At 67.4% G+C, this 12,490-nt stretch carries 11 protein-coding genes; 5 read left to right on the top strand and 6 right to left on the bottom strand.

Going from position 1 to position 12,490, the window contains the following annotated elements:
• Nucleotide 1: 1 nt before the first annotated feature.
• The 4 genes from J4G12_02245 (at nucleotide 2) to J4G12_02230 (ending at nucleotide 3,532) form a co-directional block, all read left to right on the top strand.
• Nucleotides 2-1,012: a hypothetical protein gene (locus tag J4G12_02245; protein ID MCE2454624.1), complete on the top strand. Its 1,011-nt coding sequence runs from the start codon at nucleotides 2-4 to the stop codon at nucleotides 1,010-1,012.
• Nucleotides 1,013-1,100: 88 nt separating this feature from the next.
• A complete protein-coding gene (locus J4G12_02240; GenBank protein MCE2454623.1) occupies nucleotides 1,101-2,279 on the top strand; it encodes a hypothetical protein in 1,179 nt (392 codons plus the stop codon).
• Between the two features lie 101 nt (nucleotides 2,280-2,380).
• On the top strand, nucleotides 2,381-3,289 hold the full coding sequence (locus tag J4G12_02235; GenBank protein ID MCE2454622.1) for a hypothetical protein: 909 nt from the start codon (nucleotides 2,381-2,383) through the stop codon (nucleotides 3,287-3,289).
• Nucleotides 3,290-3,295: 6 nt separating this feature from the next.
• Nucleotides 3,296-3,532, top strand: a complete 237-nt coding sequence (locus J4G12_02230) for a hypothetical protein (protein ID MCE2454621.1) — start codon at nucleotides 3,296-3,298, stop codon at nucleotides 3,530-3,532.
• Nucleotides 3,533-3,631: 99 nt separating this feature from the next.
• Here the strand turns inward: J4G12_02230 and J4G12_02225 are convergent, their stop codons facing one another.
• Nucleotides 3,632-4,741, bottom strand: a complete 1,110-nt coding sequence (locus tag J4G12_02225; protein ID MCE2454620.1) for an Mrp/NBP35 family ATP-binding protein — start codon at nucleotides 4,739-4,741, stop codon at nucleotides 3,632-3,634.
• Between the two features lie 167 nt (nucleotides 4,742-4,908).
• Here J4G12_02225 and pruA point away from each other — a divergent pair, with 167 nt between their 5' ends.
• Nucleotides 4,909-6,546: an L-glutamate gamma-semialdehyde dehydrogenase gene (pruA, locus tag J4G12_02220; GenBank protein MCE2454619.1), complete on the top strand. Its 1,638-nt coding sequence runs from the start codon at nucleotides 4,909-4,911 to the stop codon at nucleotides 6,544-6,546.
• 116 nt (nucleotides 6,547-6,662) lie between these two features.
• On the opposite strand, the gene J4G12_02215 is transcribed toward pruA, so the two are convergent.
• The 5 genes from J4G12_02215 to lepA all read right to left on the bottom strand — a co-directional run bounded on the left by J4G12_02215 (nucleotide 6,663) and on the right by lepA (nucleotide 12,490).
• Complete coding sequence (locus J4G12_02215; protein MCE2454618.1) at nucleotides 6,663-7,814, bottom strand: aminotransferase class I/II-fold pyridoxal phosphate-dependent enzyme; 1,152 nt, start codon at nucleotides 7,812-7,814, stop codon at nucleotides 6,663-6,665.
• 64 nt (nucleotides 7,815-7,878) lie between these two features.
• Entirely contained in the window at nucleotides 7,879-8,445 is a 567-nt protein-coding gene (locus tag J4G12_02210) for a hypothetical protein (GenBank protein MCE2454617.1), read from the bottom strand.
• A gap of 321 nt (nucleotides 8,446-8,766) precedes the next feature.
• Entirely contained in the window at nucleotides 8,767-9,672 is a 906-nt protein-coding gene (locus J4G12_02205) for a sensor histidine kinase (GenBank protein ID MCE2454616.1), read from the bottom strand.
• Nucleotides 9,669-10,691 (bottom strand): ROK family protein, encoded by a 1,023-nt coding sequence (locus J4G12_02200; protein MCE2454615.1) that lies wholly within the window; start codon nucleotides 10,689-10,691, stop codon nucleotides 9,669-9,671. The genes J4G12_02205 and J4G12_02200 overlap by 4 nt, the downstream gene beginning before the upstream one ends.
• A complete protein-coding gene (gene lepA / locus J4G12_02195) occupies nucleotides 10,688-12,490 on the bottom strand; it encodes a translation elongation factor 4 (GenBank protein ID MCE2454614.1) in 1,803 nt (600 codons plus the stop codon). Before lepA ends, J4G12_02200 begins: the two co-directional genes overlap by 4 nt.

Genomic DNA, 12,490 nt, shown 5'->3' with positions numbered 1-12,490 from the left:
CATGACCCGGATCTCCCCTGGAGCCAAGGGCTGCACAAACGGCCCTCCCGCCGAGATGCTCTCGCAATACGGCGCTGGCGAGCTCGAGCACCGAAGCGGCGACAGCATCCGCGACCACCTCGAGGAATGCCACGAGTGCCGGCGCGAGGTGGAGGCCTGGCGCACCCTGTCCGGAATTCTCGGTGATCTTCCCACCGCGCCTCCGCCATCGGGACTCGTCGATCAGGTCCTGGACCGGACGCCGCATCGGCCGGTCGTTCCGAGGCTCCCGGTGTTCGAGAAGGCGGCGCGCGGCGCGGAAGCAGGACGCCGCGGGCTTCTCGGAAGAAGCTGGCTGGTGGCCGGGAGCAAGCTCCTGAGCCCGCTCTCGAAAGCGCTTCGCGGCGACGAGCACCTCGACTCCGGACTGGTCGAGGATCTGGCCGACAGCGTCGCCGCCGCAGCCGGTGCGATCCAGGCCGAGTCGCACACTCTGGAGTGCGAACTGTGCGCCGACAAGCTCGGGCGCGCCCGGGCCACGGTCCATATTCTGGATCGGCTCGGGCACCTCGAGACCCCTCCCGGATTCACGGACCGCGTCATGTGCGCAGTCGAAGAAGCTGCGACCGCTTCCGAACGGGCGTCCCTTCCGGACCGGGCGATGAGGCGCCTCCGGCGTCTGAGCGTTTCGAGCGTGGTGCCGGACACCATGGAGGGCTGGGGACGGCTCGGAGGACTCGCGCTGACCCCGGCCGTTTGCATCGGCCTGGTGGCTCACACACTCATAGCCCACCCGACATTGACCTTAAGCGATCTGCTCGCATACGCATCGCTCAGGATCACGGAACTCGGAACCGGACTGGCGAGCGAGCTCACGGATTCCGCCACTGGCCTCGTCGGTGCGCTCTCCACGTCGTTGGCCTGGGTTGTGACCGGAGTCGCTCTATACACGCTGGTTTGCCTTCTTTCGGCAAGAACCATCTACCTCTGGGCCCGGCCCATCGACGGAGGCAAGACCCGTGTGCCCGACTAGCGGCCCTTGGCGAAACTCGCACGAGCGCAGAGAGCAGCGAAGTTCCGGACGGCGGTCGCTCCGCGGCGCGGCGGCCCTGCTTCTCGTCGTGGCGGCGGCCGGCGCCCAAGCCGCCGGTGCGCAGTCGGCGGAAGCTCGACCCTCAGCACAGGCCGCTCCCGAGGTGGAGACCTGGCGGCTGACCCTGGGAAACGCCACCGCCAGCGTATGGATCGAGCTCGAAGACGGACGCTCGCTGGCGATCGACCTCCGCGAAGACGGTTGGTGGATCGACGGATCCCGTATCGGATCGTCGGATCCTGACGGTATCCTCTGGAGCTCCTGGCGTTCCTTCCTGCTTAGAGACCGGGACGGAGCGGGCCTTCCCGAAACCCTCGCGACCTGGAGTCCGCCCAGCGGTCTTCAGGAGAGCTCCGCTCGTATCGCGGCGAGGCTGGAAGACGCTTTGTCGGTCCTCACCGGGCCGGGGGCCGACGGCGCTGAAATCGAGGCGGAACTCACGGCGCTGGAAGCGGAGTTCGAAGCGGAACTCGCAGACTCCAGGCGCCGATTGGCCGAGCTGGAGTCCGAGGTGCGAGAGGCCAACGCCCGCGCCGACCGTCGAATCCGGCAGGAACGACGCGAGCGCGAGGGCGGATTCTGGCAGCCGGTCAGCCGTTTCGCGGGTGGGTTGGGCAACCTGCTGGGCACCGTGGTCTTCGGCGGTCTGCTGGCCCTGGCGGGAGCCTTCGGCGCTCAGGCGATACCGGGGAACCGGGTAACCGTCGTCTCCGAAGTGGCCCGGGCGCTGCCGAGCCGGTCCGGCGTCGTGGGCCTCATGGGAAGCCTGCTCTTCCTGCCCGGTTTCACCATCCCGATCATCGTGCTCTCGATGACCGTCATCGGCATTCTTCTGGTCCCGGTCTGGGTGTTGGCGTTTCCATTGGTATTCGGCGTTTCCGCTGTCGTCGGCTCGCTCGCGGTCGCCAGAAACCTCGGTGCCTGGATCATCGCCAAGGGGTACCCGGGAACCGGGTGGGCCAACGGCTACAACGACCTCCACGTCGGGATAGTCGGCCTCCTCGCCCTGTTCCTGCTTCCGGTGGCGGGCGACGTCGTCAGCCTCCTTCCCTTCCTTTCCGGTCTGGGCGCCGCCATCGACGTGTTCGGATGGTTAGCCGTAGGTGTCGTTTCTTGTATCGGACTGGGGGCCGTCATTCTCACGAACGGCGGGTCTCGGCATCCTCGGGCCTGGGACCGATCCGACGACCTCCAGGGCATCGACTAGCGGACTGTGGACCGACCTGTTACGGTATTCCAACGACGCTGCGTCCACGCCGGACCGCCTCCTTTGATGTCGCGCTTCCACGGACCGTTAGGATATTGACCATGACCGCACCTGTCGTCGCCGTCGCCACCGCCGTTTCCTTGACGATGACCGCGTTCGCCGGGGGCGACGCGTCTGCGATTCCAGCCGGGCCGAACGAGAACGAACTCGCACGTCAGGAGGCCTGGCGCACATCAACGATCTCGCGCGACTACGACGGCGACGATGGCGAACCTCTACGGGTCCGGGTCAGCTACGGAGGGGGCACCCTGACCCTGACCTCCGGCGAGGTCGGAGTCCTCTACCGGATGGAGGTGCGCTACAACGAGGAGCACCAGGAACCGGTAGCGGAAGTCGGCGACGGGCTGGTGGAGCTGGGGATCGAGTCCTTCGGCGACAAATTCAATCTGGGGCGCTCGGGAGATAACGGCAGCCTCGATCTTCGACTGGGTTCGGACGTTCCCATGATGCTCGAGGTGGCATTCGGTGCCGGCAGGGCTGCGGTCGACGTCGGCGGACTCTCTCTCTCCGGGCTCTCGGTCGAGACCGGAGCCTCCTCGATCCGACTCGAGGCCTCGACCCCGAACCGCATGGGCATGGATGCGGCGGAGTTCGCGGTCGGGGCGGCCGACTTCGAGGCGAACGACCTTGGCAATCTCCGAGCAAGCCGCGTCTCGGTCGACGCCGGGGTCGGCAAGGTCGTCCTGGGCCTGGGCGGAGATTGGCGGGAGAACGCCACGCTCCGGGTCGACATGGGCGTCGGCTCCCTGACGCTGCGGGTCCCCCGGGGGCTGGGGTTGCGGGTGGACCGGGACGGCTTCCTGACCACCTTCGACTCGGAAGGCCTGACCAAGCGTGGCGACTCCTACTACTCGCCCGACTGGGAGGATGCGGAGCGGCGGGTGCGCGTCGAGCTCGACGCCGCTTTCGGACGGGTGGCCTTGGAGTGGTTCGACCCCGATGAGGAGTAGCGGACCATGATCCGCGCACTCCTCAAATTCTTCCTGGTCGGGCTGCTCACGATCGTGGCGGTCAGCTTGGCGCTCGCGGTTCTGGGCGGCATGCTCAGCATCGCTGCCGGGCTGGCTTCCTTCCTGCTCTTCAAGGTCGCGCCGATACTCCTCCTTGGCTGGATAGCGGTCAAGATCTTCGACAAGCTGCGGAATCGCAACTCCCTGAGCGCCGCCGATCGCCGCTGGCTGGAAGGCGATTGAACCGACCGACGGCTGCCTGCTGCCTGAGGAGCGACACCTGGTGCAGCTTTCATTGCGGATGCGGCGCCGGCCGCCGCTGGAGGTTCCTTCCGCGGGCGGCTAGCTCTCAGCCAGTCTGAGCGCGACCTCGGCCGCGAGCTCCATGAGATTCCGGGCTGCGGGCGACCCGGAGGCGGAGACCACGGTCGGTGACCCCGCATCGCCGGCGGCGCTGACAGCCGGGTCGAGCGGCACCCTGCCGAGGAACGGCGCCTTGAGCTCCGAGGCGAGGCGCTCGCCGCCTCCCGATCCGAAGACGTTAGTGACTTCGCCGCAGTGCGCGCAGGCCAGTCCGGACATGTTCTCGACGATCCCCAGCACCCTGGTGTTCACCCGTTCGAACATCTTCACGCCCCTGCGCACGTCTCCGGTGGCCACCTCCTGGGGGGTGGTGACCATGACCACGCCGCCGACCTCGACGCTCTGGACGAGCGAGAGCTGTGCGTCACCCGTTCCCGGGGGCATGTCCACGACCAGGCAGTCCAGAGGCCCCCAGTCGACCTGTTCCAGGAACTGCTTGAGCACGCCGGAGATGAGCGGACCGCGCATGATGGCGGGTTGATCGCGGGCAAGCAGAAAGCCGAGCGACATGAGCCGCACGCCGTGAGCCGAGAGCGGTTCGATCATCTCGCTCCCCTTTTCGCCAGTAACGCGGGGTCGGGCGTGCACGCCGAACATGCGCGGGATGTTGGGGCCGTAGATGTCGGCGTCGAGGAGTCCGACCCGACGGGCCGAGCTTCCGGCGCCGGCCCCGAGAGCCAGAGCGGCGGCGAGATTGGCGGCGACCATCGACTTCCCGACCCCGCCCTTTCCCGAACTGACGGCTACGATCCGCTCCACTTCGGGGAGCAGGTTCGGATTCGGCGTCGGCGCCGGGACCGAACCGGGTTGCAACCCGCCGCCTTTCGGAGGCTTGGCACCGCGCGGCTGAGCACCGGGTGCGCCGCCGGCGCTCATCTGGGGGAGCTGGACGTCGATCTTGACGCCGCCCACCCCCTTGACCTTGGAAACCGCGGCGCGGGCGCGTTTCACCAGATCGGGCGGATCGCCCGTGCGCAAATTGAAGTCCATGCGCACCGTATCGCCTTCGACCCGCAGCTTCTTCACATGGCCGGTGGAAATCAGGTCGGCTCCGGCGGAAGGATGCCGCACCCGGCTCAGGGCCACCATCGCCGAACGGCGTAAGTCTTCAGGTTTCATTCCGTAGTTTCCAGGCTGGCTCCAGTCCGGTCAAGCCCTTGCCAGCGAGTGGCCTTGACGGCAGGATTAAGTGCTCGCCCCATCTAGAGAGAACGCCAATCCCGGCCCAGCGACGGCCAACTACCCCATCCCCGGTCATGAACTCACTTCCCACTACCCCACTTCCGATCAACGAGCCCATCCTTGCCTACGGGCCGGGCTCCCCCGAGCGCGCCGAGCTGCGCGCCGAACTTGAAAGACAGGCAAGTGAAATCGTCGACGTTCCCCTCTTCATCGGCGGCGAGGAGGTGCGCACCGGCAAGACCGTCGACGTGGTGATGCCGCACGACCGCGGACACGTCATCGCCCGGGCGCATTGCGCCGGTCCGGCCGAGACGCATCGCGCCATGCGGGCGGCGCTGGAGGCTCGCGAAGAGTGGGCGGCGGCCCGCTGGGACGACCGCGCCGCAGTCTTCGTCAAGGCGGCCGAGCTCGCGGCAGGCCCGTTCCGGGCCGCGCTCAACGCCTCCACGATGCTCGGTCAGAGCAAGACGGTCTACCAGGCGGAGATCGACTCGGCCTGCGAGGTCGTGGATTTCTTCAGATTCGGTGCCGCACACGCCGAGCAGATCTACGAGATGCAGCCGCTCTCGACCGACGGTGCATGGAATCAGGCCGAATACCGAGGCCTGGAGGGATTCATCTACGCGATTTCGCCCTTCAACTTCACTGCCATCGGTGCGAACCTGGCCGGGATTCCGGCCCTGGTCGGCAACACGAGCGTTTGGAAGCCGGCCTTCACGACCATGCTGTCGAGTTATTACCTCATGCGGCTCTACGAGGCGGCGGGGCTGCCGGCGGGGGTCATCAACATGATCGCGGGAGACCCGGCGGCCATCACCCGCGAGGTGATCGCCAACCCGGCGCTCGCAGGCATTCACTTTACGGGATCGACCGCAGTCTTCAACTCGCTCTGGAGCCAGGTGGGGGCCAACATCGGCTCGTACGACTCCTATCCGCGCATCGTCGGAGAGACCGGTGGGAAGAACTTCGTGCTCGTCCACCCCGATTCCGACGTCGACGCGGTGCGCACCGCCCTCGTCCGAGGAGCCTTCGAGTACCAGGGACAGAAGTGCAGTGCCGCGTCCCGGGCCTACATCCCTGCCAGCATGTGGGACGAGCTCGCGCCGGAGCTCATCGAGGAAACCGAGTCGCTTGCCGTCGGCGATCCGCGCGACCTGTCGAACTTCGTGGCGGCGGTGATCGACGACCGCGCCTTCGCCAAGATCTCGGGCTACATCGAGCGAGCCCGCGCCTCTGAGGACACGGAGATCATCGCCGGCGGCACGACGGACGACTCCAAGGGCTGGTTCGTGTCGCCCACGATCATTCGTACCCGACGACCGGACTCCGAGACCATGTGCGACGAGATCTTCGGCCCCGTGCTGACGGTCTTCGTCTACGAGGACGAGGCCTGGGACGATACGATCGAGGTCCTGAAGAACACTTCCAGGTACGCGCTTACCGGAGCCATCTTCGCTCGCGACCGCCACCTGGTGCGGGCGACCACCGACGCGCTCAGAGACGCGGCCGGCAACTTCTACATCAACGACAAGCCGACCGGCGCCGTGGTGGGCCAGCAACCCTTCGGCGGGGCGAGGGCGTCGGGCACGAACGACAAGGCCGGCTCCATGTTCAACATCCTCCGCTGGGTAAGCGCGCGGACCATCAAGGAGACCTTCGTGTCGGCGACCGACTACCGCTACCCGTTCATGGAAGGGGACGGAAACGCCTGACGGCGGGAGGCCGGCCGGCGGCGGCCGGGTAAACGGACCGGCCGACGGGACTGCGGCGCGGTGTCCGCACCGGCGTTTCCGGGGCACGCGTCTGACGACCGCCCCGGCGGCGGCCGCTAACCCGTCAGCGCGCGGGCGAAGTCCCGCTTGAGGTCCTCGACGTCCTCGATCCCTACGCTGATGCGCACGAAGCCGTCGGGCACTCCCAGACCGTCCCGGTCTTCCCGGGAAAGGTCGGCGTGAGAGGTGTGGCGGGGTTGTGAGACCAGGGTCTCGACCCCGCCCAGCGAGGGCGCGGCGACCGCGACCCGCAGGCGGCCGAGGAAGCGATCAGCTGCCTTCGCGCCCCCCGTGAGCACTATCCCGAGCATGCCTCCGTAGCCGTTCATGAGCTCGGTAGCGAGGGCGTGGTCGGGGTGATCGGGCAGTCCGGGGTAGACGACCGCGCCGACGCCCTTCCGCATCTCGAACCAGCGGGCGAGCTCGAGGGCGTTCCGACCGTGCTGCTCCATCCGCACGGACAAGGTCCGCAGCCCCCGATCCAGAAGCCAGGTCGCGTGAGGATCGAGCGAAGGACCGTAGAGCTTCGCCGTGCCGCGGATCGCGGCGATCATCTCCTTCGAGCCGGCGACGGTCCCGGCGATCAGGTCCGAGTGACCGCCCAGGTATTTGGTCGCGCTCTGTATGACCAAGTCCACGCCGAGGGCGGCTGGGCGCAGGACGGCCGGGCTGGCGAAGGTCGCGTCGCACGTCAGGGCGGCTCCGTGCTTGCGCGCGAATTCGGCCACCGGGCGCGGGTCGAGTATCCTGAGCGTCGGATTCGTGGGGAGCTCGATGTGGATGACCCGAGTGTCGGGCCGTATGGCCGCAGCGAGCGCGGCCGTGCCGTCAAGGAAGGGATCCACGAAGGTCACGTCTATCCCCCTTCTGGGAAGCTCGTCCCTGAGCAGGGCCACGGTCGCTCCGTAGAGATGGGTGGAGGCTACGATATGCTCTCCGGCTCGCGCCAGGGCAAGGAAGGTCATCGAGGTCGCGCCCATTCCGCTCGCCATGACCATGGCGTCCTCCGTGGCCTCGAGGGCCGCCACCTTCCGAGCGAGATCGAGATGGTTGGGGTTGTTGGCGTAGCGCGTGTAGCGAAGATCGCCGTCGGCCGGTCCTCCCCAGAAGAATGTGGAGCTCTGGGTGATGGGCGAGACCACGGGCGAGCCGGGACGACGCTCGGCGTGACCCGCTCCGTGAATGGCGGTGGTTGCCTGATTTGGCATCTGGGTTCTCTGGGTTAGCCGGCTGGCGCAGCGCCTTGACGCAGAGGCGATGAAAGAGGCGCGACTATTTGGAAAGGATGCTGCTGAACGCGTGGTAGGCTCCGGAGCGTTCGCACCGGAAGGCGAGACCGCCGGCCGCGAGGGCGCCGTACCCGGCCGGAGGCTCCGTGGGTAGGCCATCGGAGTTGGAGCCGATCCCGGCTTCTTCGAGAGCCTGCCACGCACTCCGCGTATGAGCCTCGACCCGGCCCAGGAGCTGAAAGCGACCCGGACCAGTCTCGGCCACGGCGGCCAGGGAGTGATGTTCGAGGACGGTGCCGAGCTGGTCGGCGTGACGGTCCTGGGTGCACCTGAAGACGACCACCGAGCTCGCGGTGGCCCGAACGCGAGCGGCCACCTCGTCGGCGCACGAGTAGTCCAGAACGCCGACGCCTCGGAAGTCTATCATGCACACGCTTCCGGGCGGGCGCCGCGCCAGCTCGGCTTCGATCAGCGCCCGAACCGCCCTGCCGGTCTGGCGAGTGACCAGATTGGGATCGGAGTCCCCTTCGGCCGCAGCCAGAAGATCGAGAACATTGATCGAGAACACCGTCACGGACGGGACCGTGCTGCGGGAAAGCTTCGGACTCACCGGCGACCGTCCCCACCGACGGCAGGAGTTACGGCGACCGACCGCGCTCCGGAGAACGGTCTCGGTCCGCTGACCGGTGCGGACAGCTCGCTCCACGGGGCCCCGCCTGCAACTATGCGCGATCCGCCGCTGCGTAGGCTCATGATCCAGGAATTGGAGGCTGAAGGAGGCCTGGCTGCACCGTGAGCAGGCGCACCGTACATGATCATGGAAAACGCGGGGACGGGCAAGAAGGCGGCCATGGCGAGGGATGCCGCACCTCGGCCTGTTGCGACCGAACGGCGGCCCGCCCGGGGACCGCGCGGCGGGACAGCTCCGGATTCACTGGCGACCGTCCTCCTCGGCGGCGGGGATGATAATGACCAACTGCGCCCCGGGGAACGGTCGCAGTTTGCTGACCAGCGAAGGCTGCTCGCTCCACGGAGCCCCGCCCAAAGCTATGCGCGATCCGCCGCTGCGCACGCTCATGGCCCCTCGCCAACGAAGCACCTGGCGGCGCACCTCGCGAAGCCCCTGCCCTCTCCCGGTCTCGGCGAAGCGGCTCAATCCCCTGAAGACGGCGGCTCTGAGCGCAGCCGTGTCGTCCCACGCCCCACCGTGATCCGCTCCGTGGCGACGCTCCAGGGAGCGCCTGAAGCCGATGCCGCAATCCATGACCGAGATGACGGCCGCGTAGCGTCCGAGCCTTTGCGCCCAGTTGTATACCTGCACCGCCACCCATCCCACCTCGCCGGGTCCGGCGTGTTCCACCACGTTCTGGCAGACCTCGGAGAGGACGATGGAGAAGGGAATCACCGCCGTTCCGGGGAGTCCGAGTCTGCCGGAGAGAATGTCGCCCGCCCGCGACTGGATCTTGCCGACGAGCGCGCGCACGTGATGGTGCGAGTCGATACGCGTGACCTCCAGCAACGCGTCCGATTTCGCGAAGGAGGTTCGTCCGGCGGTGCGCCCGGCCAGCTCGAAGACCGAGTCGGCCTCCTTCAGGAAGTTCATGCGTCTGAGGTAGCTGACCACATCCGCGTTCTCGGGGAGCTTCAGGATCGGCTTCCCGCCTCTGAGCGCCTGATCGCGCCCGGCAACCAGCAGGGCGAGCATTCCGCTGGGATCGATCCAGCGGACCCGATGCGCGTTGAAGAGGACGCGCTCGTCGCTCTGGGCGTGGGAACGGTCGAGGAGACCGTCGACCCCGCGGTGGTCGAAGGAGGCGGGAACGGTTACGACCCTCAACGCCGTCCACCCCGGGGTTGCGATCTGCCGAGCCGGCCGCGGCCGTTTCTCAGATCGTCAAGGAAGACGCCGGCGGCGCCCACGACACCGGCGGCGCGCCCCAGCTCGCCTCGGAGGATGCTGCAAGCATCGGCGGCGCAGCGGAAAGTCCGCCTCTCGACCTCTCGACGGACAGGAACGAGAAGCTGGTCGGCCGAGGCGGCGACGCCCCCGACTATGACCACCACCTTCGGACTCAGCAGATTCACGACGCTTGCCAGAGCCGCGCCGAGAGCTCGTGCGGTGCCGCGGACCACTTCGCGGCCGACCTCGTCCCCGGTCGCGGAGGCCCGGAAGACATCGGCGGCGCAGAACTCCCTCGATGCGGAGAGGACGGAGCGGGCGCCCACCTCCAATCGCTCGCGGGCTCGCTGGGCGATCGCGGGACCGGCTACGTAGGCCTCGAGGCACCCGTCGCTCCCGCACGGACAGGCTCTGCCGTCGATCTCGACGACGGTATGACCCAGCTCGCCGGCGGCTCCCGACGCTCCTCTCACGACGGCGCCGCCTATGACGACCCCACCCCCCACACCGGTCCCCAACGTCACCCCCACCACCGAAGCCGCGCCGCGGGCCGCGCCGCGCCACCACTCTCCGTAGGTGGCGCAGTTGGCGTCGTTGTCGAGCGTGGTCGGCAGATCCAGCTCCGCGGCGATGCGGTCGCGGAGCGGGAAATCCGTCCAGTGCAGGTTGGGGCTTTCGAGCACCAGGCCGGCTTCGCGGTCGATAGGACCCGGACAGCCGATGCCGACGCCGAGGGGGGTCTGACCGCCGGCCGCCAGTTCGGCGCTCACCTCGCGGGCCATCTCGATCAGGTCGGCGACGACGGCGTCCGCTCCCCGCTCGGGTCGGGTTGGGCGAACCCGCAAGAAGCGCGTCGGGCGCTCCGAGGCACCCTCCGGAGCCGGTACGAGTCCGACGCAGAGGTTGGTGCCTCCGACGTCCACGCCGATCACCCAGTCGGCCTTGGAGTGCGTCACTGGTCCCCGAGAGAGAGCACGGCCAGAAAGGCCTCCTGGGGGATCTCGACCATTCCCACCTGCTTCATGCGACGCTTGCCCTCGCGCTGCCTTTCCAGGAGCTTGCGCTTGCGCGTGACATCGCCGCCGTAACACTTGGCTGTGACGTTCTTGCGGAGCGCCCTGACATTCGTCCTCGCGATCACGTTGTTGCCTATGGCCGCCTGGAGCGCGACCTGAAACTGCTGGCGCGGGATCAGCTCCTTGAGCCTGCGGACGAGATCCCGCCCATAGTAGTATGCCTTGCTCTCGTGGATAATGACAGAGAAGGCGTCCACGGGCTCGCCGTTCACGAGCACGTCCAGACGAACCAGCTCCGACGGCCTCATTTCAAGGAATTCGTAGTCCAAGGTCCCGTAGCCGCGCGTGCCGCTCTTGAGCCGGTCGTAGAAATCCAGCACTATCTCGGAGAGCGGCAGATCGAAGCTGAGCTCGACCCGGCCCTCGTCGATATAGGTCAAACCCCGGGAAACGCCGCGCCGGTCGTGGCAGAGTCTCTGCACGTTGCCGATATAGGTCGCCGGACACATGATGCGGCTTCGGACGATCGGCTCGGAGATACGGCTGATCCGGCCCGCGTCGGGTAGAGCCGCCGGGCTCTCCGCTCGCAGGAAGGAGCCGTCCGTGAGATCGACGTGGTATTCGACGTTGGGCACCGTGGTGATCAGGTCGACGTGGAATTCCCGCTCGAGCCGCTCCTGGATTATCTCCATGTGAAGCAAGCCCAGAAATCCGCAGCGGAAGCCGAAGCCTAGTGCCACCGAGGTCTCCGGTTCGAAGCGCAGGGAGGCGTCGTTGAGACGAAGTCGGGCGAGCGAGTCTCGCAGATCCTCGTAGGCGTCCGGGTTGGTCGGGTAGAGGCCGGCGAAGACCATCGGACGCACCTCCCGGTAGCCCGGGAGCAGCTCGGGAGCTTTCCGCTCCACGTCCAGAACCGTATCGCCTACCTTGGTATGGGAGACATCCTTGATGGCGGCCACCAGGTAGCCTACCTCGCCGGGCCCGAGCGACTCCATCGGCACCCTCCCGAGCTGGAGACAGCCGACCTCGCTGACCTCGTGGACCACGTCGACATTGCCGAAGGTCACGCGCATACCTGCCCGAACCTCGCCGTCCACCACGCGGATCGACGGGATGGCGCCCAGGTAGCGGTCGTAGTAGGAGTCGAAGATCAGGGCGCGAAGCTCGTCATCCGGGTCGCCTTCGGGCGGGGGCACCCGGTCCACGACCGCCTCCAGAACCTCGGTTATGCCGCGTCCCTCCTTGGCGCTTACCTCGAGAATCTCTTCGGGATCGGTCCCCAGCAGATCCGCCACCTCCATCCGCCAACTCTCGGGCTCGGCGCCGGGAAGGTCGATCTTGTTCAGAACCGGGATGATCTCCAAGTCGCTCTCCAGAGCCAGAAAGAGGTTGGAGAGCGTCTGCGCCTGAATCCCCTGGCTGGCGTCGACCACGAGAATCGCTCCTTCGCACGCCTCCAGCGAGCGCGACACCTCGTAGCTGAAGTCCACGTGGCCGGGTGTGTCGATCAGGTTGAGACAGTACTCCTCGCCGTCTCGCGCCCGGTAGTTCATACGCACCGCGTGGAGTTTGATGGTGATCCCGCGTTCGCGCTCCAGCTCGTTGTCGTCGAGCACCTGGGCGCGCATCCGGCGCCGCTCGACCGTGTCGGTATGCTCGAGCAGCCGGTCGGCCAATGTGGACTTTCCGTGGTCGATGTGCGCAACTATGCAGAAGTTGCGGATTCCGGTTGTTACCAA

This window comes from Gemmatimonadota bacterium, from assembly GCA_021295815.1.
Taxonomy (GTDB): domain Bacteria; phylum Gemmatimonadota; class Gemmatimonadetes; order Longimicrobiales; family Gaopeijiaceae; genus JAGWBQ01.
The sequence above is the reverse complement of the archived record's forward strand: the minus strand, read 5'-3'. Positions and strand labels throughout refer to the sequence as shown.